Source organism: Streptomyces sp. NPDC056161 (assembly GCF_042268025.1).
Taxonomy (GTDB): domain Bacteria; phylum Actinomycetota; class Actinomycetes; order Streptomycetales; family Streptomycetaceae; genus Streptomyces.
In genome coordinates, this window is sequence record NZ_JBHJUV010000049.1 from 26,534 (window position 1) to 47,605 (window position 21,072).

At 70.1% G+C, this 21,072-nt stretch carries 21 protein-coding genes; 5 read left to right on the top strand and 16 right to left on the bottom strand.

The window, feature by feature from the left end; genetic code table 11:
- Nucleotides 1-109 precede the first annotated feature (109 nt).
- The 4 genes from hpt to dacB all read right to left on the bottom strand — a co-directional run bounded on the left by hpt (nt 110) and on the right by dacB (nt 5,094).
- Complete coding sequence (gene hpt, locus ACFC09_RS34455; RefSeq protein ID WP_376534885.1) at nt 110-670, bottom strand: hypoxanthine phosphoribosyltransferase; 561 nt, start codon at nt 668-670, stop codon at nt 110-112.
- 65 nt (nt 671-735) lie between these two features.
- Nucleotides 736-1,821, bottom strand: coding sequence for a tRNA lysidine(34) synthetase TilS (gene tilS / locus ACFC09_RS34460; protein ID WP_376534887.1), 1,086 nt, complete (start codon nt 1,819-1,821; stop codon nt 736-738).
- A 192-nt stretch (nt 1,822-2,013) separates the two neighbouring features.
- Nucleotides 2,014-3,147, bottom strand: coding sequence for a zinc-dependent metalloprotease (locus ACFC09_RS34465; RefSeq protein WP_376534889.1), 1,134 nt, complete (start codon nt 3,145-3,147; stop codon nt 2,014-2,016).
- Nucleotides 3,148-3,480: 333 nt separating this feature from the next.
- Complete coding sequence (gene dacB, locus ACFC09_RS34470) at nt 3,481-5,094, bottom strand: D-alanyl-D-alanine carboxypeptidase/D-alanyl-D-alanine-endopeptidase (protein ID WP_376534891.1); 1,614 nt, start codon at nt 5,092-5,094, stop codon at nt 3,481-3,483.
- A gap of 79 nt (nt 5,095-5,173) precedes the next feature.
- On the opposite strand from dacB, the gene ACFC09_RS34475 reads away from it, so the two are divergent.
- Entirely contained in the window at nt 5,174-5,665 is a 492-nt protein-coding gene (locus ACFC09_RS34475) for an inorganic diphosphatase (protein WP_376534969.1), read from the top strand.
- Nucleotides 5,666-5,839: 174 nt separating this feature from the next.
- Nucleotides 5,840-7,495 (top strand): threonine/serine exporter ThrE family protein, encoded by a 1,656-nt coding sequence (locus ACFC09_RS34480; protein WP_376534893.1) that lies wholly within the window; start codon nt 5,840-5,842, stop codon nt 7,493-7,495.
- A 105-nt stretch (nt 7,496-7,600) separates the two neighbouring features.
- Here ACFC09_RS34480 and ACFC09_RS34485 read toward each other — a convergent pair whose 3' ends face one another.
- Entirely contained in the window at nt 7,601-8,737 is a 1,137-nt protein-coding gene (locus ACFC09_RS34485; RefSeq protein ID WP_376534971.1) for a DedA family protein, read from the bottom strand.
- 162 nt (nt 8,738-8,899) lie between these two features.
- On the opposite strand from ACFC09_RS34485, the gene ACFC09_RS34490 reads away from it, so the two are divergent.
- The gene (locus ACFC09_RS34490) at nt 8,900-9,265 is read left to right on the top strand and encodes a YbjQ family protein (protein WP_376534895.1); all 366 of its coding nucleotides are present in this window, start codon (nt 8,900-8,902) and stop codon (nt 9,263-9,265) included.
- Here ACFC09_RS34490 and ACFC09_RS34495 read toward each other — a convergent pair.
- On the bottom strand, nt 9,249-10,049 hold the full coding sequence (locus tag ACFC09_RS34495; RefSeq protein WP_376534897.1) for a MerR family transcriptional regulator: 801 nt from the start codon (nt 10,047-10,049) through the stop codon (nt 9,249-9,251). The two genes, ACFC09_RS34490 and ACFC09_RS34495, sit on opposite strands and share 17 nt — an antisense overlap.
- A gap of 167 nt (nt 10,050-10,216) precedes the next feature.
- Here ACFC09_RS34495 and ACFC09_RS34500 point away from each other — a divergent pair, with 167 nt between their 5' ends.
- Entirely contained in the window at nt 10,217-11,629 is a 1,413-nt protein-coding gene (locus ACFC09_RS34500; RefSeq protein ID WP_376534899.1) for a glutamate decarboxylase, read from the top strand.
- Nucleotides 11,630-12,006: 377 nt separating this feature from the next.
- On the opposite strand, the gene ACFC09_RS34505 is transcribed toward ACFC09_RS34500, so the two are convergent.
- The 5 genes from ACFC09_RS34505 to ACFC09_RS34525 form a co-directional block, all read right to left on the bottom strand.
- Nucleotides 12,007-12,768 (bottom strand): ABC transporter permease, encoded by a 762-nt coding sequence (locus ACFC09_RS34505; protein ID WP_376534901.1) that lies wholly within the window; start codon nt 12,766-12,768, stop codon nt 12,007-12,009.
- Complete coding sequence (locus tag ACFC09_RS34510; protein WP_376534903.1) at nt 12,765-13,730, bottom strand: ATP-binding cassette domain-containing protein; 966 nt, start codon at nt 13,728-13,730, stop codon at nt 12,765-12,767. The genes ACFC09_RS34505 and ACFC09_RS34510 overlap by 4 nt, the downstream gene beginning before the upstream one ends.
- Nucleotides 13,731-13,870: 140 nt before the next feature.
- Complete coding sequence (locus tag ACFC09_RS34515) at nt 13,871-14,512, bottom strand: PadR family transcriptional regulator (RefSeq protein WP_376534905.1); 642 nt, start codon at nt 14,510-14,512, stop codon at nt 13,871-13,873.
- Between the two features lie 1,119 nt (nt 14,513-15,631).
- Nucleotides 15,632-17,092, bottom strand: coding sequence for an aldehyde dehydrogenase family protein (locus ACFC09_RS34520; RefSeq protein WP_376534907.1), 1,461 nt, complete (start codon nt 17,090-17,092; stop codon nt 15,632-15,634).
- 190 nt (nt 17,093-17,282) lie between these two features.
- Complete coding sequence (locus ACFC09_RS34525) at nt 17,283-18,107, bottom strand: helix-turn-helix domain-containing protein (RefSeq protein WP_376534973.1); 825 nt, start codon at nt 18,105-18,107, stop codon at nt 17,283-17,285.
- Between the two features lie 335 nt (nt 18,108-18,442).
- Here ACFC09_RS34525 and ACFC09_RS34530 point away from each other — a divergent pair, with 335 nt between their 5' ends.
- Complete coding sequence (locus ACFC09_RS34530; RefSeq protein ID WP_376534909.1) at nt 18,443-18,934, top strand: ATP-binding protein; 492 nt, start codon at nt 18,443-18,445, stop codon at nt 18,932-18,934.
- Nucleotides 18,935-19,027: 93 nt separating this feature from the next.
- Here the strand turns inward: ACFC09_RS34530 and ACFC09_RS34535 are convergent, their stop codons facing one another.
- The 5 genes from ACFC09_RS34535 to rpsR all read right to left on the bottom strand — a co-directional run bounded on the left by ACFC09_RS34535 (nt 19,028) and on the right by rpsR (nt 21,069).
- Nucleotides 19,028-19,246, bottom strand: a complete 219-nt coding sequence (locus ACFC09_RS34535; RefSeq protein WP_376534974.1) for a DUF397 domain-containing protein — start codon at nt 19,244-19,246, stop codon at nt 19,028-19,030.
- 197 nt (nt 19,247-19,443) lie between these two features.
- Nucleotides 19,444-19,920 (bottom strand): SRPBCC domain-containing protein, encoded by a 477-nt coding sequence (locus ACFC09_RS34540; RefSeq protein WP_376534911.1) that lies wholly within the window; start codon nt 19,918-19,920, stop codon nt 19,444-19,446.
- Nucleotides 19,917-20,270: an ArsR/SmtB family transcription factor gene (locus ACFC09_RS34545; protein ID WP_376534913.1), complete on the bottom strand. Its 354-nt coding sequence runs from the start codon at nt 20,268-20,270 to the stop codon at nt 19,917-19,919. Before ACFC09_RS34545 ends, ACFC09_RS34540 begins: the two co-directional genes overlap by 4 nt.
- 34 nt (nt 20,271-20,304) lie before the next feature.
- The gene (locus tag ACFC09_RS34550) at nt 20,305-20,676 is read right to left on the bottom strand and encodes a VOC family protein (RefSeq protein ID WP_376534915.1); all 372 of its coding nucleotides are present in this window, start codon (nt 20,674-20,676) and stop codon (nt 20,305-20,307) included.
- A 153-nt stretch (nt 20,677-20,829) separates the two neighbouring features.
- A complete protein-coding gene (gene rpsR, locus ACFC09_RS34555; RefSeq protein ID WP_376534917.1) occupies nt 20,830-21,069 on the bottom strand; it encodes a 30S ribosomal protein S18 in 240 nt (79 codons plus the stop codon).
- Between the last annotated feature and the right edge of the window lie 3 nt (nt 21,070-21,072).

Consider the following 21,072-nt stretch of genomic DNA (forward strand, 5'->3'; position numbering starts at 1 on the left):
ATTGTTGCCCGAAGGCGCACGGACGGCTGGCAATCCCGTCTCTGCATGCTCCAACGGCGCGAGACCCGCTGGGGTTCCCGGTCGTGCCACGGGCCTGTACCCGATGGGTTCAGCCGCCGTAGACGTGAGGCGCGAGCGTACCGACGAACGGGAGGTTGCGGTACTTCTCGGCGTAGTCGAGTCCGTAGCCGACCACGAACTCGTTGGGAATGTCGAACCCGACCCACTCCACGTCGATGGCGACCTTCGCGGCCTCGGGCTTGCGCAGCAGCGTGCACACCTTGAGGGTGGCGGGCTCGCGGGAACCGAGGTTCGAGATCAGCCAGGACAGGGTCAGGCCGGAGTCGATGATGTCCTCGACGATGAGGACGTGCTTGCCCTTGATGTCGGTGTCGAGGTCCTTGAGGATCCGCACCACACCGGAGGACTGGGTGCCCGCGCCGTAGGAGGACACGGCCATCCAGTCCATGGTGACGGGGGTGGACAGCGCACGGGCGAGGTCCGCCATGACCATCACGGCCCCCTTGAGGACACCGACGATCAACAGGTCCTTGCCCGCGTACTCCGCGTCGATCTTCGCGGCCAGTTCGACCAGCTTCGCGTCGATCTCTTCTTTGCTGATGAGCACCTGCTGGAGGTCGGCACCCATGTCGTTCGCGTCCACCCGCATCACTTTCGGTCGTCCCGCAGTTACGGCCCCGGCCCGTCCGGTCCCTCCGCGCGGAGAGGTGGGTTTCAGGCTTGCCGGATGACCAGTCTGCCACCCTGCCTCTGGGCGACGACTTTGCCCGGGAGGTTGATGGCTCCCTGGCCGCGCCAGCCGGTGATCAGCCGGTCGACCTCCTCGATGTGCCGGGCGAACAGCGAGCCGGCCGGAGCGCCCGCCTCGATGGCGGCACGGCGCAGGACGCGGCGGCGCACGGCGGACGGCAGCGCGCACAGTTTGGCGCACTCCAGGAGGCCGGTGGCGTCGCGTACGGCGGTCTCGGCCTGGCTGGCCCAGGTGTCGAGGGCGTCGGCGTCGTCGCGGGACAGTTGCGCGGTGCGGGCCAGCGCCTCCACGACGCCCTTGCCGAGCGCCTTCTCCAGCGCGGGCAGTCCCTCGTGGCGGAGCCGGGAGCGGGTGTACGCCGGATCCGCGTTGTGGGGGTCGTCCCAGACCGGCAGGGACTGGACCATGCACGCCTTGCGGGCCGTCTGCCGGTCGAGGTGGAGGAACGGGCGCCGGTAACGGCCGCCGGCCCCCGAGACCGCGGCCATGCCGGACAGGGAGCGGATGCCGGAGCCCCTGGCGAGGCCGAGCAGGACGGTTTCGGCCTGGTCGTCACGGGTGTGGCCGAGCAGGATCGCGAGGGCGCCGTGGCGGTCGGCTGCGGCGTCGAGGGCGGCGTAGCGGGCGTCGCGGGCGGCTGCTTCCGGGCCGCCCGAGCGGCCGACCCGCACGCTGATGGACTCGACCGGTTCGAGACCGAGTTCCCGCAGCCGCAGCACGACCTCGCCGGCGCGGGCGTCGGAGCCCTGCTGGAGGCCGTGGTCGACGGTGATGCCGCCGGCGCGGATGCCGAGTTTGGGGGCTTCGAAGGCGAGTGCGGAGGCGAGTGCCATGGAGTCGGCGCCGCCGGAGCACGCCACGAGTACGAGCGGGGACGGGGAACGCTCGTACACGGCGCCGCGGACGCCGCCGCGCGGGACCGCGCGCCGATGCCCGGCCGCCGGGGATGCGGGGGGTGCGGGGGATGCGGGGGTGTCGTGGGCGAGGAGGTCGGTCAGGACGCGGCGGACCGCCAGGCGTATCGCCGCGACCGCAGGATGGGGACCCATGTCCGGTTCCCTTCATGAAGTTTTCGGGGGGTGAGCCCGATGCCGGTCACTCAGAGTGTGTAGATGGTGACAGAAACGGGCCGTTCCCCGAGCATTGCACGCCTACCCATGGCACACGGTCCCTCGGACGGGTGATTGAAGGGGCGTTCGCCTGCCGTGGACCGGATCGGTTTCACGACGCCCGCGTGCCGTTCACGACTCCGTCCTGCCGTGCACCCGTGTGACCCAGTCCGCCGGTTTGGCGATCTCCGCCTTGGTGGGCAGGGTGTTCGGGGACGTCCACACACGGTTGAAGCCGTCCATGCCGACCTGCTCGACGACGGCTCGTACGAACCGCTCGCCGTCCCGGTACTGCCTGAGTTTGGCATCCAGGCCGAGCAGCTTGCGCAGGGCCATGTCCAGCCGGGAGGCGCCCTTGGCCCGGCGCTGCTGGAACTTCTCGCGGATCTCGGCGACGCTCGCCACGACGTCCGGACCGACCCCGTCCATCACGAAGTCGGCGTGGCCCTCCAGCAGCGACATGACGGCGGTGAGCCGGCCCAGGATCTCCCGCTGGGCGGGGGTCTGCACCAGTTCCACGAAGGACCGGCCGCCGTCGGCCTCCTCCGCCTCGGGGCGCCCGCCGGCCAGCGACTGGGCGGCCTCGCGGATGCGTTCCAGGACGGTCATGGGGTCGACGTCGGTCTCCGCGAGGAACGCCTGGATCTCGCCCTCCAGGTGGTCGCGCAGCCAGGGCACCGCGGAGAACTGCGTGCGGTGCGTCTCCTCGTGCAGGCACACCCACAGCCGGAAGTCGTGCGGCTGGACGTCGAGTTCGCGCTCGACGTGGACGATGTTCGGCGCGACCAGCAGCAGCCGGCCGCCGCCGTTCTCGCCCGCCGGGAGGTCCCGGGTGGCCGGGGCGAAGGTCTCGTACTGGCCGAGGACGCGGGAGGAGAGGAAGGACAGCAGCATGCCGAGTTCGACGCCGGTGACCTTGCCGCCGACGGCGCCGAGGACCGCGCCGCCCGGCGTGCCGCCGCGCCGCTCCTGCATCTTGTCGAGCAGCGGCCGCAGGATCTCCCGGAACCCGGCGACGTTCGCCCGGATCCAGCCGGGGCGGTCGACGACGAGGACGGGGGTGTCGTGGATGTCCTCGCCGCCCATCCGGGTGAAGCCGCGGACGTGCTCCTCCGACGCCTTCGCGTGCCGGCGCAGTTCCGCGACGACGGCGCGGGCCTCGTCGCGGCTCACCTCGGGGCCCGGCCGTACGAGCCGGGTCGCGGTCGCGACCGCGAGATTCCAGTCGACCATCCCAGAAGAAGCGGCACCGCCGATGCTCGTCATGCGTCAACGGTACGTGAGCGTTACCACTTGGGGCAGGCCGTACGAGGGCGCTCCGCTGGGTGTGGGGTGCGATGGGGGCAGGGGCGCGGGAGTGGGTCGGGTACGGGAGTGGGACGGGTACGGGAGTGGGACGGGTACGGGAGTGGGACGGGTACGGAAGTGGGACGGGTACGGAAGTGGGACGGGTGAGGGGGTGCGATGGGGGCAGGGGGTGCGCATGGTCGTGGGCAGGTGCGGGTGCGTCGTGGTTGAGCGCGCGGTTCCCCCGCCTCTTCTTGCAGGGGCGCGTCACCCGCGGCGCTCACAGGGGGTGCTCGTCCCAGGCCGGTGTGATCAGTTCGTCAGGGCCGTGGCCGTCGTGTCCAGGGCTGTCTGGGCCTCGGTCGGGTTTGTCGTGTTCGATGCGAGGAAAGCGAAGGCCAGCAGTCGGCCGTCCCGGTCGACCACGGTTCCGGCCAGCGCGTTCACGCCCGTCAGGGTGCCCGTCTTGGCCCGTACGAGGCCCGCCGCGGCGTTCTTGTAGCGGTCGCTGAGGGTGCCGGAGAAGCCGGCCACGGGAAGGCCGGTGAGGACCGGGCGCAGGTCGGGGCGGGCCGGGGAGGCGGCCTTGGCCAGGAGGGCGGTGAGGAGGTCCGCCGTCAGCCGGTCGTCGCGGTTGAGGCCGCTGCCGTCGTGGAACGCGGCGCCCGCCGTCGGCAGGCCCAGCTTCGTCAACTGGGCGGCGATGGCCCGCCCGCCGCCGGCGAAGTCGGCGCGGACACCGGTGGCGACGGCGGTCTGCCGGGCCAGGGCCTCGCCGAGATCGTTGTCGCTGTTGGTCAGCATGCGTTCGACCAGGTCGGACAGGGGCGGTGAGGAGACGGTGGCGAGGGTGGCGACGCCGCCCTCGGCCTTGGCCGGGGCGGGCGCGGTCGTTCGCACGCCGGCGTCCGCCAGGAGACCGGCGAAGGTGCGGGCCGCGGCCGACGCGGGATCGGGCACCCGGGGCGCCGGGCCGCTCGTCGAGCCGTCGGTGCGGCCCTCGTCGGTCATCAGGGCGTCGACGCGGGCGAGGTTGTCGTTGACGCCGATGGGGTGCAGGTCGGAGCCCGCGTACAGGGTGCTGTCGTAGGCCAGCGTGACCTTGCGGACGCCGCGGGCGCGCAGCGCCTTCGCGGTGTCGGTGGCGAGCGTGCGCAGGCTGGCCCAGCCGCCGGTCTCCGTGCGGGCGGTGAGGGTGGGGTCGCCGCCGCCGACCAGGACGAGCCGGTCGGTGCCGGGCTCCAGGACGGTGCGGGTGGTCAGGCGGTGGTCCGGGCCGAGGGCGGAGAGGGCGGCGACCGCCGTGGCGATCTTCGTGGTGGAGGCGGGGGTCAGCGGTTCGCCCCCGGCGGTGTCGTACAGATGTTCGCCGGACGCCACGTCGACGACCACAGCGGCGTGCGCGTCGCCGAGCGCCGGGACGTCCAGCAGCGGGCCGAGGACGTCCGCGAGGGACTTTCCCCCGCGGGCGGCGTCCGCGGCCCGCGCGGTGCCGCCGAGACCCGTCAGCACGGGGGCCGCGCTCGGGGCGGGGCGGGGCGGCGCGACGGTGCCGGAGTCGGCACCGTGATCTGTGCCACCTGCCCGCCCGAGGGCGGCGGCCCGGTCCCGCTCGGCCGTACGCTGACCCGTGGCGTCCCAGGGGCCGGCGGCCGTCACCACCCCGGCGGCCAGTGCCAGCCCGGCGGTGGCGGCGCCCGCGGTGTACTGCCAGGTCCGCGCGGTCCGGGGCCCGGGGATCCGCGCGAGCTGTGGTTCCACGGCCCGAACGAGCCGCGCGAGCTGCGGTTCCACGGCCCGAACGAGCCGCGCGACCCGTGGCCGGACGGTCGCCGCGAACCCTGCCAGACGCAGTCGTACGGCGTTCGTGACCCGCACCAGGTGCGGCCTCGCGGCACGCCAATGCCTCAGCTCTGGCATGACCACCAGCCCCTTTCGCGATCACACAGCTGCGTGAGGGACACTTAACCACCAGAACTATGTGCTGATCATGGAGGAGCCACCGGTGGAGTTCGACGTCACGATCGAGATCCCGAAGGGTTCGCGGAACAAGTACGAGGTGGACCACGAGACCGGTCGTATCCGCCTGGACCGTCGTCTCTTCACCTCGACCGCCTACCCGGCCGACTACGGCTTCGTCGAGAACACCCTCGGCGAGGACGGCGACCCGCTGGACGCGCTGGTCATCCTGGAGGAGCCGACCTTCCCGGGCTGCCTGATCCGCTGCCGCGCGATCGGCATGTTCCGCATGACGGACGAGGCGGGCGGCGACGACAAGCTGCTGTGCGTGCCGGCCACCGACCCGCGCGTGGAGCACCTGCGCGACATCCACCACGTGTCCGAGTTCGACCGCCTGGAGATCCAGCACTTCTTCGAGGTCTACAAGGACCTGGAGCCCGGCAAGTCGGTCGAGGGCGCCAACTGGGTGGGCCGTACGGACGCCGAGGCGGAGATCGAGCGGTCCTACAAGCGCTTCAAGGAGCAGGGCGGTCACTGAGCCACTGCTCCACGGACGGGCCGTACGCGTGCGCGTACGGCCCGTCGGTGCGTCCCCGCGCATACTGGGGCGTTCGGAGGTTGTCGTTCGGGAGCGCCGTCTCCCAGAATCTTCCAGGACCTTCCCGAGAGTGTCGTCGTCCGGGGGACGTAGCCGTTCAGGGGGCGTTGAGGAGTGACGGAGGCAGCAGACCGCAAGCCCCGCTCGGACGAGGCGAGGTACGACCCCGAGCTGACCTCGGAATTCACCGTTCCCGAGGGACTCGCGGTCCCCCGGACCTGCGGTGAGTCCGACACCACCTCCGAGTTCTCCGTGCCGGAGGGTCTCGACGCGCCGCACCCGTCGGGCGCCGAACCGGAGGGTTCGGCGTTCACCCCGCCCAGCGGCCACAGCCCCCAGCACCGCCTCTCCTCGTTCACCCCGCCCGCCGGCGTCCCGGCCGTCAGCCTGACCAAGGACGCGCCCTGGCAGGACCGGATGCGCACGATGCTGCGCATGCCGGTGGCCGACCGCCCGGCGCCGGAGCTGGTGCAGAAGGCGGAGGAGGGCGGCCCGGCCGTGCCGCGCGTGCTCGACCTGACCCTGCGCATCGGCGAGCTGCTGCTGGCGGGCGGTGAGAACGCCGAGGACGTGGAGGCCGCGATGTTCGCGGTCTGCCGGTCCTACGGGCTCGACCGGTGCGAGCCCAGCGTCACCTTCACCCTGCTGTCGATCTCGCACCAGCCGTCGCTGGTGGAGGACCCGGTGATGGCCTCGCGGACGGTCCGCAGGCGCGGCACCGACTACACGCGCCTGGCGGCCGTCTTCCGGCTCGTGGACGACCTGACCGACCCGGAGACCCACATCTCCCTGGAGGAGGCGTACGGGCGGCTCGCGGAGATCCGCCGCAACCGGCACCCGTACCCCGGCTGGGCGCTGACCTCGGCGAGCGGACTGCTGGCCGGTGCCGCCTCGGTCCTGGTCGGCGGCGATCTCGTCGTGTTCTTCGCCGCCGCGCTGGGCGCGATGCTCGGCGACCGGCTCGCCTGGCTGTGCGCGGGGCGCGGGCTGCCGGAGTTCTACCAGTTCACGGTGGCCGCGACGCCGCCGGCCGCGATCGGGGTGGCGCTCACCCTGGCGCACGCCGACGTACGGGCGTCGGCCGTGATCACCGGTGGACTGTTCGCGCTGCTGCCGGGGCGGGCGCTGGTGGCGGGCGTGCAGGACGGTCTGACCGGCTTCTACATCACCGCGTCCGCGCGCCTGCTGGAGGTCATGTACTTCTTCACCGGCATCGTCATCGGGGTGCTGACGATCCTGTATTTCGGGGTGAAGCTGGGCGGTCGGCTCAACCCCGAGGCGGCGGTGAACATCGAGGGCCGGCCGCTGCTCCAGATCGCCGCGTCGATGCTGCTGTCGCTGACCTTCGCCGTGCTGCTCCAGCAGGAACGATCCACCGTGCTGGCCGTCACCCTCAACGGGGGCGTCGCCTGGGCGGTGTACGGCGCCATGCACGACGTCGGCGGCATCTCACCGGTCGCCTCCACGGCGGTGGCGGCGGGTCTGGTGGGCCTCTTCGGGCAGTTGCTGTCGCGCTACCGGTTCGCGTCCGCGCTGCCGTACACGACGGCCGCGATCGGGCCGCTGCTGCCGGGCTCGGCCACCTACTTCGGGCTGCTGTCCATCGCGCAGAACGAGATCGACAAGGGGCTGGTGTCGCTGGCGAAGGCCGTGTCCCTCGCCATGGCCATCGCGATCGGGGTCAACCTCGGGTCGGAGATCTCGCGGTTGTTCCTCCGGGTCGGCTCCGCCCGGAAGCGGCGGGCGGCCAAGCGGACCAGGGGTTTCTGACCCGCTTGCGCCGAGGGGCCGTTGCGTCGCCGGCCTCTGCGTCATCGGCCGTTGCGTTGCCGGGCGTTGCGTTGCCGGGCGTTGCGTTGCCGGCCGTTGCGTCGCTCAGGGGCGGTGGTCGCCCTGGCGGGAGTCGTACGGGTACTGCCCGCCGCCGTATCCCCCGTTGTCGTGACCCTGCTGGCCGTACCCCTGCCCGCCGTGGCCCTGGTTGTCGTGACCCTGCTCGCCGTAGCCCTGACCGCCGTGGCCCTGGTTGTCGTAACCCTGCTCGCCGTAGCCCTGACCGCCGTACCCCTGGTTGTCGTAACCCCGGCCGTCCTGGCCCTGGTTCCAGCCGCCGTACGGGTCCTGGGGCTGCTGCGGCTGCGCCTGCTGGGGGTGGGACTGCGGCCGGGGCCGGGGTCGCTGCTGAGGCTGCTGGCCATAGGGCTGCTGAGGCTGCTGGCCATAGGGCTGCTGACCATAAGGCTGCTGCGGCTGCCGGCCGTAAGACTGCTGAGGCTGCTGAGGCTGCTGACCGTAGGCCGGCTCGATGCGGCGCAGCTGGGTCGTGGCGTCGTCCCCGGCCGGGGGCTGCTGCTGGAAGGGCTGCGCGGCGGTCTGCTCGGCGGGCGGGTTCTTCCTGCTCTTCGCGCGGGCGCGCAGGAACTCGATGATGAGCGGAACCACCGAGACGAGGACGATCAGGATCAGGATCGCCTCGATGTTCTTGTTGACGAACTCGATCTTGCCGAGCCAGGAGCCGAGCAGGGTCACGCCCGCGCCCCACAGGACGCCGCCGATGACGTTGAAGGTCAGGAACGAGCGGTACTTCATGCCACTGACGCCCGCGATGATCGGCGTGAACGTGCGCACGACGGGCACGAAGCGGGCCAGGATCAGGGACTTCGGGCCGTACTTCTCGAAGAACTCGTGCGCTTTGGCGACGTTCTCCTGCTTGAAGAGACGGGAGTCCGGGCGGTTGAAGAGGCTCGGGCCGACCTTCTTGCCGAACATGTAGCCCGCCTGGTCACCGAGGATCGCGGCGACGCAGATGAGGGCGATGGCGCCCCACAACGGGAAGTCCAGCTGGCCCGAGGTGATCAGCAGTCCGGCCGTGAACAGCAGCGAGTCACCGGGCAGGAAGAAGCCGATGAGCAGTCCGGACTCGGCGAAGACGACGAGCAGCAGACCCCAGACGCTGTAGGTGTCCAGCAGGTAATTGGGGTCCAGCCAGCTCGGGCCGAGGGCAAGCGGCATCACGGTTCCGGGCTCCTGAGGAGTGAGGATGGCGGTGGCGTCCAGGTACGACCGCACAACGCTATCAACGCGATGTGCACGCCCCAGGTTCCACCGGTGGCTCCAGGATGCACTGTGGGCCGGCTGGGACAAAGCTGTGGGCCATGGGTAAAGCTGTGGGCCATGAGTATCGATGAATACGGCGGTGGCCAGGGACCCCAGCCCGATGTGCTGGTCGTCACGACGAACGACGTTCCCGGGTACCGGGTGCGCGAGGTCATCGGTGAGGTCTTCGGGCTGACCGTGCGCTCCCGGCACCTGGGCAGTCAGATCGGCGCCGGTCTGAAGTCGATGATCGGCGGTGAACTGAAGGGACTGACCAAGACACTCGTGCAGACCCGCGCCCAGGCCATGGACCGGCTCGTCGAGCAGGCACGCGCGCGTGGCGCCAACGCCGTCCTGGCCTTCCGGTTCGATGTGACCGAGGCGGCCGACGCGGGGACCGAGGTCTGCGCGTACGGGACGGCGGTGATCATCGACAGGGCCTGAGCGCCTGGTCGGCGGGTGTGCCGTGCCGGGCCGCGTTCGCGTCGATCGCGGCCCGCAGGTGCTCGGCCAGGCCCGGCCGCACGGAGTCGTAGAAGGACTTGAAGCGTTCGTCGGCCACGTACATCTCGCCGAGACAGCGGTGCATGGCGTAGGCGCACTCGTAGAACCACGTCGAGATGTGCTGCCGGTGCGCCTCGGCCAAGTCCATGGCCGGCTCGCCGGCCGGGTCGGCGCCCGCGTCCACCAGCGCCGCGTACCGCTCGCTCCAGTCGTCGGCCTCGGCCTGGAGCCGCTTCCAGTCCTCCTTGGTGTAGCGGGCGGCGCGGCGCTGCGACTCGGCGTACGCCTCCGTGTCGCCCCAGCGTGCCTCCGTCTCCTCCGCGTACTGCTCGGGATCCTTGTCGCCGAAGACCTCGAACCGCTCCTGTGGTGTGAGGTTGATGCCCATCCTGCGTGCCTCCATGGCGTGCTCCACGGCCTCGGCCATCCGCTGCAACTTCTCGATCCGGGCGGTCAGCAACTCGTGCTGGCGGCGCAGGTGCGCGCGCGGGTCCGCGTCCGGGTCGTCGAGCAGGACCGCGACCTCGTCGAGCGGGAAGCCGAGCTCCCGGTAGAACAGGATCTGCTGCAACCGGTCGAGGTCGGCGTCGCTGTAACGCCGGTGGCCCGCGTGGCTGCGTCCGCCCGGCACCAGCAGGCCGATCTCGTCGTAGTGGTGCAGGGCCCGCACGGTGACTCCGGCGAATCCGGCGAATCCGGCGACCTGCCCCACGGAGTAGCTCAATTCCGCTCCTTCTCTCGGTACGCGCTCCACGGTGCCGCCTCACGCGGCGTGAGGTGCAAGCGCATGGCCGCGGACCCCTTCGGGATATTCACCCACTTATGTCCATTTATTTAACTTACGTCCGTCTATCGTGAGCCCGTACCGACCCTCCAGGAAGGCACGCCTCCATGGCACTGCACAAAGGTCCGCAGAAACACGAACACGGGCGGCTGTCCGTCAACCCGTTCTTCGGGGAGGCCAATCCGGTCGGCGGCATGACCCAGGCCCCGCCCACCAACCGGCTGCCGAACGAACCGCTGGCTCCGTCGACGGCGTACCAGCTGGTGCACGACGAACTGATGCTGGACGGCAACTCCCGGCTCAACCTGGCCACCTTCGTCACCACCTGGATGGAGCCGCAGGCCGGGGTCCTGATGTCCGAGTGCCAGGACAAGAACATGATCGACAAGGACGAGTATCCGCGCACGGCCGAACTGGAGCGGCGCTGCGTGGCGATGCTCGCCGCTCTGTGGAACGCGCCGGACCCGTCGGCCGCCGTGGGCTGTTCGACGACCGGTTCCAGCGAGGCGTGCATGCTGGCCGGCATGGCGCTCAAGCGGCGGTGGATGCAGCGCAACGCCGACCGCTACCCGTCCAGTGGGGTGCGCCCCAATCTCGTCATGGGGGTGAACGTCCAGGTCTGCTGGGAGAAATTCTGCACCTTCTGGGAGGTCGAGGCCCGCCAGGTCCCGATGGAGGGCGAACGGTTCCACCTCGACCCGCAGGCGGCGGCCGAGCTGTGCGACGAGAACACCATCGGGGTCGTCGGGATCCTCGGGTCCACCTTCGACGGGTCGTACGAGCCGATCGCCGACCTGTGCGCGGCCCTGGACGCCCTCCAGGAGCGGACCGGCCTGGACGTGCCGGTGCACGTGGACGGCGCGTCCGGCGCCATGGTCGCGCCGTTCCTCGACGAGGACCTGGTGTGGGACTTCCGCCTGCCGCGGGTGGCCTCCATCAACACCTCGGGGCACAAGTACGGCCTGGTCTACCCCGGTGTCGGCTGGGCGCTGTGGCGGGACCAGGAGGCGCTGCCCGAGGAACTGGTCTTCCGGGTCAACTACCTCGGCGGCGACATGCCGACCTACGCGCTGAACTTCTCCCGGCCCGGTGCGCAGGTGGTCGCGCAGTACTACACGTTCCTGCGGCTGGGCCGCGAGGGCTACCAGGCGGTGCAGCAGTCCACCCGGGACGTGGCGCGCGCGCTCGCCGAACGGATCGAGGCGTTCGGTGACTTCCGGCTGCTGACCCGGGGCGACGAGTTGCCGGTGTTCGCCTTCACCACGGCCGCCGACGTGACGTCGTTCGACGTCTTCGACGTCTCCCGGCGGCTGCGCGAGGGTGGCTGGCTGGTGCCCGCCTACACCTTCCCGCCGCACCGGGAGGACCTGTCCGTCCTGCGGGTCGTGTGCCGCAACGGGTTCTCGACCGACCTCGCCGACCTGTTCGTCGAGGAGCTGGGCCGCCTCCTGCCGGAACTGCGCCGGCAGCCGCATCCGCTGACGCGGGACAAGGTGGCGGCTACGGGTTTCCATCACTGAGCGGAGCGCTCCGCTGGGGAGGGCCGAGTTACGTCGTCGGCTCTCCGCGGGTGCGTCGTGGCTGGTCGCGCAGTTCCCCGCGGTGGCGCTCCGCTGGGGAAAGCCGCGTTACGTCGTCGGCTCTCCGCGAGTGCGTCGTGGCTGGTCGCGCAGTTCCCCGCGGTGGCGCTCCGCTGGGGAGGGCCGAGTTACGTCGTCGGCTCTCCGCGAGTGCGTCGTGGCTGGTCGCGCAGTTCCCCGCGCCCCTATAGGGGCGCCTGCCCCGCCGGAGTCCGGAGCGTGTCGGTGATGAGGCGGGCGGTCAGGGGCGGGGCACGTCGGTCGTCCGCGGGTGCGTCGGGGCTGGTCGCGCAGTTCCTCGCGCCCCTTAAGGGGGCTCAGTGGCTGAGGCGGGTGAATCTGTGGATCGCCAGGGGGAAGAACACCGCGAGCAGGGCGAGTGGCCAGAGCACCGCCGGCAGGGTGTGGCCGGGTGCGCCGGCCGGGCCGCCGAGGAGTTCCCGTACGGCGGTGGCCGTGTGGGACAGCGGGTTCCACTGCACGGCCGTGCCCAGCCAGCCGGGCATGGCCTCCGGGGTGGCGAAGGCGTTGGAGAGGAAGCCGACCGGCCAGACGAGGATCTGCACGGCCTGCACCAGTTCCGGTCTGCCAGCGACCAGGGCCAGGTGGATGCCGATCCACAGCATCGCGAAGCGGAAGAGGAGCAGCAGGCCGAGGACCGCGAGCAGGGACCCCGGCCCGCCGTGCGGCCGCCAGCCCAGCGCGTACGCCACCACGGCCATCAGCACGAGGCCCGCCGCCGACTGGAGCATGTCGGCGGCCGAACGGCCCACCAGCACCGCTCCGTTGGCCATCGGCATGGCGCGGAAGCGGTCGATGACCCCCTTGTCGAGGTCCTGGGTGACGGCGAGCATCGTGCCCTCCAGGCCGAAGGCCATGGTGAGGGCGAGCATGCCGGGCACCAGATAGTCGACGTAGTCGCCGCGTACGCCCCGGCCGCCGCCGACCAGATAGCCGAACATGAGCAGCAGCATCACCGGGAAGAGCAGGGCGACGACCAGTTGTCCGGGCTGCCGTGCCCAGTGGGCGAGTTCACGGCGGGTCATGGTCCAGGAGTCGGCCAGGGCGTGGCTGCTCACACTGTCTCCTTCGTCCGGTCCGTACGGTTCTCGCGTCCCGTCAGGTGCAGGAACACCTCGTCCAGGGTCGGCCGGCGCAGCGCGATGTCCGCCACCTCGATGCCGGAGGTCTCCAGGGCTCGTACGACCCCGGAGAGCGCGGCCATCCGGTCGGTGACCTGGACGCTGAGCAGTCGGCGGTCCTTGTCGACGGTGACGTCGGCGCCCCGCGGCGGCAACAGGGCCAGCGCGGCGTCCAGTTGGCCCGCGTCGCGCAGCACGACGTCGATCCGGTCGCCGCCGGTCAGCGTCTTCAGTTCGTCGGCGGTGCCGTCGGCGACGACCCGGCCGTGGTCGACGACCGAGATCCGGTCGGCGAGCTGGTCGGCCTCCTCCAGGTACTGGGTGGTGAGCAGGACCGTGGTGCCGCCGCCGGTCAGGGACCGTACGGCGGCCCAGACCTCGGTCCGGCCACGCGGGTCGAGCCCGGTGGTCGGCTCGTCCAGGAAGAGCACCTCCGGGTCGACGATCAGCGACGCGGCGAGGTCGAGGCGGCGCCGCATTCCGCCGCTGTACCGCTTGACGGCCTTGTGCCCGGTGTCGGCGAGCCCGAAGCGCTCCAGGAGTTCGCCGGCCCGTACGCGCGCGTGCCGGGCGCCCAGGTGGTGGAGGCGGCCGAACATCTCCAGGTTCTGGTGCCCGCCCAACTCCTCGTCGAGCGCCGCGTGCTGACCGAGCAGGCCGATGCGGTGCCGGACCTCCTGCGCCTGGGTCCGCACGTCGTACCCGGCCACCTCGACGCGTCCGGCGTCCGGCCGCAACAGGGTGGACAGGACCCGGACGAGGGTCGTCTTGCCCGCCCCGTTGGGGCCGAGCACGCCGTGCACGGTGCCGCGGCCGACGACGAGGTCGAGTCCGTCCAGTGCGTGTTTACTGCCGTATTTCTTGCGTGCGCCTTCGACAGTGATCGCCGTTCCGGTCACCGCGCTACCCACCCCTTCTAGTCAAACTTGACTACTAATGCGCCGGAGACGGTAGCGCCCGACGCAGCCATTAGTCAAACTTGATTACTGCATTCCGCGAGCGCCCGCCGCGGCGCTCGGAGCGCTCTCGGCGGCGTGCTTCAGCGCGTGTCGTCCGGATGCCGCTCGGTCGTGGCGTACGGGTTCTCCTGCCCGTCGACGAGGACGCCCACGAACGGCTCGCCCTCCCCGGCGAACGTGTAGGCCCCGCCCTGGACCCGCTCGATCAGCCCGCGGGTCCACTCGGCGCCCGTGTCGGCGGTGTGCACCCAGAGGTTCATGATCTCGCCGATGTGGCCGAACTGGCCCGGACCGTCCTCGGGCGTGTAGTGCTCGACGACGGTCCTGCGCCACGCCTCGATGGCCCGCACCCGCTCCTCCAGCAGGTCGAGGGCCTCCTCGCGACGGAGGTCGACCATGAAGCCCAGGGCCGCGGTGAGCACGTCCGGCCGCTGGTCGTAGGCCGTGAGGTAGGTCCGCAGCAGCGAGAAGTACTCCTCGGTGCCCGCCTCGGTGATCTCGTACTCGGTGCGCGGCGGGCCGCCGGCCGTGGACGGCGCGATCTCGTGCGCGAGCAGCAGCCCCTGCTTGGCCATCTGCTTCAGGGCGTGGTAGATCGAGCCGGGCTTGGCGTTGGACCACTCGTGCGCGCCCCAGTACTCCAGGTCGTTGCGCACCTGGTAGCCGTGGGCCCGCCCGTGCTGGCGGACCGCGCCCAGCACGAGGAGACGGATCGCTGACATGTGATCCAGGTTATTGCCCGGCGTGAACCGCGCGACGGTCAGGGACGGAGCGTCCCCGCCATGACGCCCTCGCCCCCACTGCACGGCGCCGCATCGCGCGGGCCGCGCGTGATCCACGGCGTGAGGGTGTCGGCATGAAGGACGGCATCACCCGGCCGACGCGACTGCTTCCCTGGACGGTCCCGGAGGGCAAGCCCTGCTGTCTGAGGCGTCACTCGCCTCTCTTCCGAAAATGATCCTGCGGTTCGGGTCCGGTGGTGGGCATGAACGCCGACTTCCACTCCTGATCCGTGAGTTGAACCGGCCCGCCTCGCCGACACGTTGTCCCCCACGCAAGGGTCACGGGGAGCTGACGGGCCGAATTCGGGCGGCGCGTCCGGCACTCCACGATCTCCGTCGGCGTCAGAAAAGAAGAAGTCAGCACACATGAGTCCTTCCCCCAGCGATCCCAGCGGTGGCGACTATTTCGGCGATACCAGCGCTTACGAGACGTCACGCTATTACACCCAGCATCAGCGAGGCGCCTTGGCCTACCTCAACCAGCTTTTCAGGAGCAACGAGCAGCGCGGCTGGAGGCAACACTTCCGCGATCATCCCATGAATGAAGAAATGGAAGCAGCGAGGGACTCTGCACTGGCCACGCTGCGAGATTTCATCGAGACCGGACGTACAGTCCAGGACGCCCGGACGGAATATCATCGCGACCAGAACTCGCGGTTGCGTTGGGGCACTTACGAAAGCGCCAAGAACCTGCATCGTGAAGCTGCTGACGTGTGGATAGCTTACGGGACCACATTCTACGAATACGTGAGAACTGCTTTGGATTATCGGGATGCGGACACAGCCCAATTGACCACCCGGCGCATACCCTCAGGACTTCCGGCACAACTACTGGCGGAACAGAATCCCTATAACCAACGGCGAGGGACAAGGACTCCACCCCCGCAACAAAACAACGGATACAACGGATACTCACCGGGCGGAGCAGGTCAGCAGTCTCGCCCACGCGGCCGATAACACCCATCCTTCCGCTTTCCGAGCGGAGTACATGCCCGCCCCGACGCGAACGGGCACGCTTGGAAATTGGAAGGCATCTGGAGCAGTTGCGGGGTCACGGACTCAGAACGGGAACCGGCTCCTGCCGTGCTGCACCGAGATCCACTTCAGGGTGGTGAAGGCGTCCGCCGTCGTCTCGCCGTTCAGCCGGCCGAGGCCCGAGTGCTTCTCGCCGCCGAAGGGCACGATCGGCTCGTCGTGCACGGTGCCGTCGTTCACGTGGAACATGCCGGTGTCGATCCGCTTGGCGAACGCCACACCGCGCTCGATGTCGCCGGTGTGCACGGCGCCGCTGAGGCCGTACGGGGTGTCGTTGACGATCCGGACCGCCTCCTCCTCGCCGTCGAAGGACACGAGGAAGACGACCGGGCCGAAGATCTCCTGCTGGAGCAGGGCCGAGTCGGCGGGGAGGCCGGTGAGCACGCTGGGCTCGACCAGGTTGCCGGTGACGGTGCCGCGCACCAGGGCCGTGGCGCCCTCGGCGAGGGCCTGCTCGACGGCGCCGGACATGGCGGTCGCCTGGGTGGAGTTGATCACCGGGCCGATGACGGTCTGCGGGTCACGCGGGTCGCCGACCTTGAGCGTCCTGACCTTGGCGACGAACTTCTCGGTGAACTCGTCGGCGACGGAGCGGTCCACGAGGACCCGGTTCGCGGCCATGCAGACCTGGCCCTGGTGGACGAACCGGCTGAAGACCGCCGCGTCGACGGCGTAGTCGAGGTCGGCGTCGTCCAGGACCACCAGCGCGCTGTTGCCGCCCAGTTCGAGCACCGAGCGCTTGAAGTTCGCGGCGCAGACGGAGGCGACGTGCCGGCCGACCTTGTCGGAACCGGTGAAGGAGATGACCTTCGGCACCGGGTGCTCGATGAAGGCGTCGCCTATCTCCGCTATGTCGGTGATGACGACGTTGAACAGACCGCCCGGCAGCCCCGCCTCCTCGAAGATCTTCGCGAGCAGGGTGCCGCCGGCGATCGGCGTGTTCTGGTGCGGCTTGAGCACCACGCCGTTGCCCAGGGCGAGCGCCGGGGCCACCGATTTGAGCGACAGCAGGAACGGGAAGTTGAACGGGCTGATCACACCCACCACGCCCACCGGGATCCGGTACAGGCGGTTCTCCTTGCCGTCGCCCGGCGAGGGCAGGATCCGCCCCCCGGGGCTCAGCGCCAGGTGGACCGCCTCGCGCAGGAACTCCTTGGCGAGGTGCAGTTCGAAGCCCGCCTTCACCCGCGTGCCGCCCAGCTCCGCGATGATCAGGTCGGCAATCTCCTGCTCCCGGTCCTCGATCAGCCGGAGCGCCCGCTCGAAGACCCCGCGCCGGGTGTACGGATTGGTCTCGGCCCACTGCTTCTGGGCCCGCGCCGCGGCCCGGTACGCCTGGTCGACCTCGTCGACGGTGGCCACGGTGATCGAGGCCAGCTTCGTGTCGTCGTACGGATCGAGGTCGATGACGTCCCAGGCACCGGTGCCCGGACGCCACTCACCGTCGATGTACTGCTGGGCCAGGTCGGTGAAGTAGGACGACATGTGATCCCTCGATCCCCTCGCTGCCGGAGCAGCCGGTCAGACACCCAATCAACTTCACGGTCTGTTCACGTTCACGGTCGGATGACACTGATCACACGTCATCGTATCTGTGTTGGTTGTGAGTTGGGGTGGCGCGTGGGGACAGGAATCCGCGCGGAGGTCGCGTGCCGCGCGGGCGGACGGGGCGGAATCAGGACAGTTGGAGCAACCCCCGCAGCAGATCACGGCTCTCGTCCGGACCCGGGCTGTCCTGCTGCAACTCCTTGAGCGCGTGCTCGTACTGGGTGACGTCCTCGCGCTTGTCCAGATACAGCGCGCTGGTGAGCTGCTCCAGATAGACCACGTCGGACAGATCGGACTCGGGGAAGCTGAGGATGGTGAAGGCGCCGCTCTCACCGGAGTGCCCGCCGAGGCTGAACGGCACGATCTGGAGCCGCACGTTGGGCCGCTCGGAGATCTCGATCAGGTGCTGGAGCTGGCCGCGCATCACCTCCCGGTCGCCGTACGGGCGGCGCAGGGCGGCCTCGTCCAGGATGATGTGGAGGTCGGGCGCGTTCTCGGAGACGAGGTACTTCTGCCGCTCCAGGCGCAGCGCGACGCGCCGCTCCACGTCGGCGACGCTCGCCCCTTTCATACCGCGCTGCACGACCGCCCGTGCGTACTCCTCGGTCTGGAGCAGCCCGTGCACGAACTGCACCTCGTACACCCGGATGAGGGATGCCGCGCCCTCCAGGCCCACGTAGGTGGGGAACCAGTTGGGCAGCACGTCGGAGTAGCTGTGCCACCAGCCGGCCACGTTCGCCTCCCTGGCCAGGGAGAGCAGCGACTCGCGCTCCGCCTCGTCAGTGATGCCGTACAACGTCAACAGGTCTTCCACATCCCGTGTCTTGAAGCTCACCCGGCCCAGCTCCATCCGGCTGATCTTCGACTCCGAGGCGCGGATCGAGTACCCCGCGGCCTCACGTGTGATGCCGCGAGACTCGCGCAGTCGCCTGAGTTGCGAGCCGAGCAGCATGCGTCGCACCACCGATCCGGGCTCTCCCGCGCTCACGTTCGCCAGCCTCCCCAACCGTCTTCAAGTCCCGAAGTCTGCCACTAAAACACTTCGAGCTGTACTCGTACGGTTACGGAAATGGAAAGGAGGTCAAAGCTTCCCCGCAGGATGGCGCAAGGGTCAGGTGAGCCAACGTACGAGAGGTTGGCGGAAAAAATGGCCAACAAGTAGTACGTGAGGGCCCATTTCGGTCGCGTGCACGTGCATCTGCCCTTGCATCTGCCCAGCGCATCCGAAACCATGGTCCCGCGCCACCGCTGCATCGCAACGACCGCGAATTCCCGGGAGTGCCTCGCATGGGGACGAATGGATCGACCATGCTCAAGCCGCTACGACAGGGGCTTCCTCCACTGGATCCCGCGGCCGTGGCCAGCGCCGCCTCCTGCGCCCTGCCGCCCCGGTACGAAGCCGTCCGCGAAGCCCGCAGGTTCACCCGTGGCACCCTCGACCAGTGGGACGTCGGCGACCGTTTCGACGACATATGCCTGGTCGTCTCGGAACTCGTCACCAACGCCCTGCGGCACGCGCTGCCCGGCGACCCCGGCACCGACCCGTCCGTGGCGGTGCGGCTGCACCTGATGCGCTGGACCGAACGGCTGGTGTGCGCGGTGCGCGACCCCAGCCACGAGACCCCGGTCACGCACACCTCCGAGGACTACGTGGCCGAGTCGGGGCGCGGCCTGTTCCTCGTCGAGTCCTTCAGCGACAGCTGGGGCTGGCACCCGCTCGCGGGCACCCTCAGCGGCAAGGTCGTCTGGGCGATGTTCCGGCTCCCGCAGGACGATTGACGCGACCGGCGCCGTCCGGGGTCGGCCGTCTACGCGCGTTCCCCCGGCCGGCGCGGCCCCGGCCCTGAACGACGCCCGCGCAGGGCGCCCGCGTCAGCTCGCTATCAGGTGGTCGAACTCGCCGTCCTTGACCCCGAGCAGCATCGCCTCGATCTCCGCGCGCGTGTAGACGAGCGCGGGACCGTCGGGGAAGCGCGAGTTGCGCACCGCCACGTCCCCGCCGGGCAGCCGGGCGAACTCCACGCAGGAACCCTGCGAGTTGCTGTACCTGCTCTTCTGCCAGGCCACTCCGTCCAGCTGCGTGGCAGCCATGCCGTTGTACACGTCGTACCCCCCGTACACGCCGTCAACGTCGAGGTTCACAAGTTGCTCCCCGCTGGTGCACTGGCTGGTGTGGCCATTGATGCAGTGGTCGACTGACCGGGATCATAACCCCGATCATGTGCAGGTGCATGGGCAGATGCACGTGCACGGAAGGTGCCCTTCCGGTTACAGCTTTGACGCCCCCTTTACCGAAGTACCTCAAGCGTGTGCCCCAGACTCCGCATGACATGCGTGCGCCAGCCCCCGCCCATGATCTTCCGCGCCATCATCTGCGCCGGGTCGTCCGGATCGAACCCCTCGTGCACTAGGAACAGACGCGTACCGCGCCCTTCCTGTTCCAGTGTCCACGTGATGGTCCAGTCCGCGGGATCGGCGGGGTCGGCGTCGGTCCACCGGACGGACAGCATCCGCTCGACGTCGTAGGCGAGAACCTGCACGTCGACGACGCCGGAGAAGCGGGAATTGGGGCGCGGGACGGACGTCATCCGATACCGGTGGCCGACTTCGAGGCGGAAGTCCTCCGAGCCGGGCATCTGCCACTGCACGAGCAGACCGGGTTCGGTGAGGGCCCGCCAGACCTTGGCAGGCGGGTGCGGGAGGAACTGGTCGACGCGGACGGTGGTGAGGTCGTCGGCGTCGCCGTCCGGGGCGGGCGTGCTCATGGGCGGCCCTCGTCGGGCAGGCGGTCGAGCAGTTCGCCGAGCCCCTTCAGGCGGTCGCGCCAGAACCGCTCGTACGGGTGGAGCCAGTCCTGCAACGCGGCGAGCGGTGCCGCCTCCAGGCGGTAGATGCGCTGCCGGCCGGAGCGCTCCTCGGAGACCAGGCCGGCCTCCCGGAGCACCTTGAGGTGTTCCGAGAGGCTGGGGCGCCGCATGGCGAAGTGGTCGGCCAGGGCCTGGACGGGCTGGGGTCCGCCGTCGCGCAGCAGGCGCAGCACCTCGCGCCGGGTGGCGTTGGCGAGCGCGGCGAAGACGCGGTCCTCGGCGTCCTCGCGGACCCCGGTCGTCGTCATGCGTTCCCCTTCCGTCCCTTCCCGCCTATCCCGCCTAGGACTGAGCCTCGGTGAGCAGCATCAGACCGTTGCCGTCCGGGTCCCGGAAGGAGGCCATCCGGCCCCACGGGAGTTCGTCCGGGCCCTGCACGTCGGTGCCCGCCTCGGCGAGCCGCGCGCAGTCGGCGTCGACATCGGTCGTCACCAACATGATCCCCCGGGTCGAACCGGGCTCGAAACCGCCCATGCCCGGCCCGGAGAGCGTGAAGACGGTCTGGGCGCCCTCGGGGGCGACCTGGAGCCAGCGGCCCTGGGGCATGTCCAGGTCGGCGGTGACCCGGAAGCCGAGCACGTCCGTGTAGAAGCGCAGGGCCCGGTCCTGGTCAGTGACGGGGAGTGTGACGAAGGAGGCGTGTGTGATGTTCATGCGCCCGACAATAGGTAGGAGATTCCCTACACGTCAATCGTAGGGAATCTCCTACCTGTTTGTGTGGGGGGTGTCACAGCCGGCGTCACGGCGGGCGTCACGGCGGGCGTCACAGCCGGCGTCTCGGCCGGCGTCACGGCGGGCCGGGTGCGCTCAGCGGCTGGATCCGGAGTACGGCAGCAGGGCCATCTCCCGGGCGTTCTTGATCGCGCGGGCCAGGAGCCGCTGCTGCTGCGCGGTGACGTGCGTGACCCGGCGGCTGCGGATCTTGCCGCGGTCGGAGATGAACTTCCGCAGCAGGTCGGTGTCCTTGTAGTCGATGTACTCGACCCCGGCCCGGTCCAGCGGGTTGGCCCGGTTCCCGGCGGGCTTGTGCACACTCTTCCGGCGCATGGC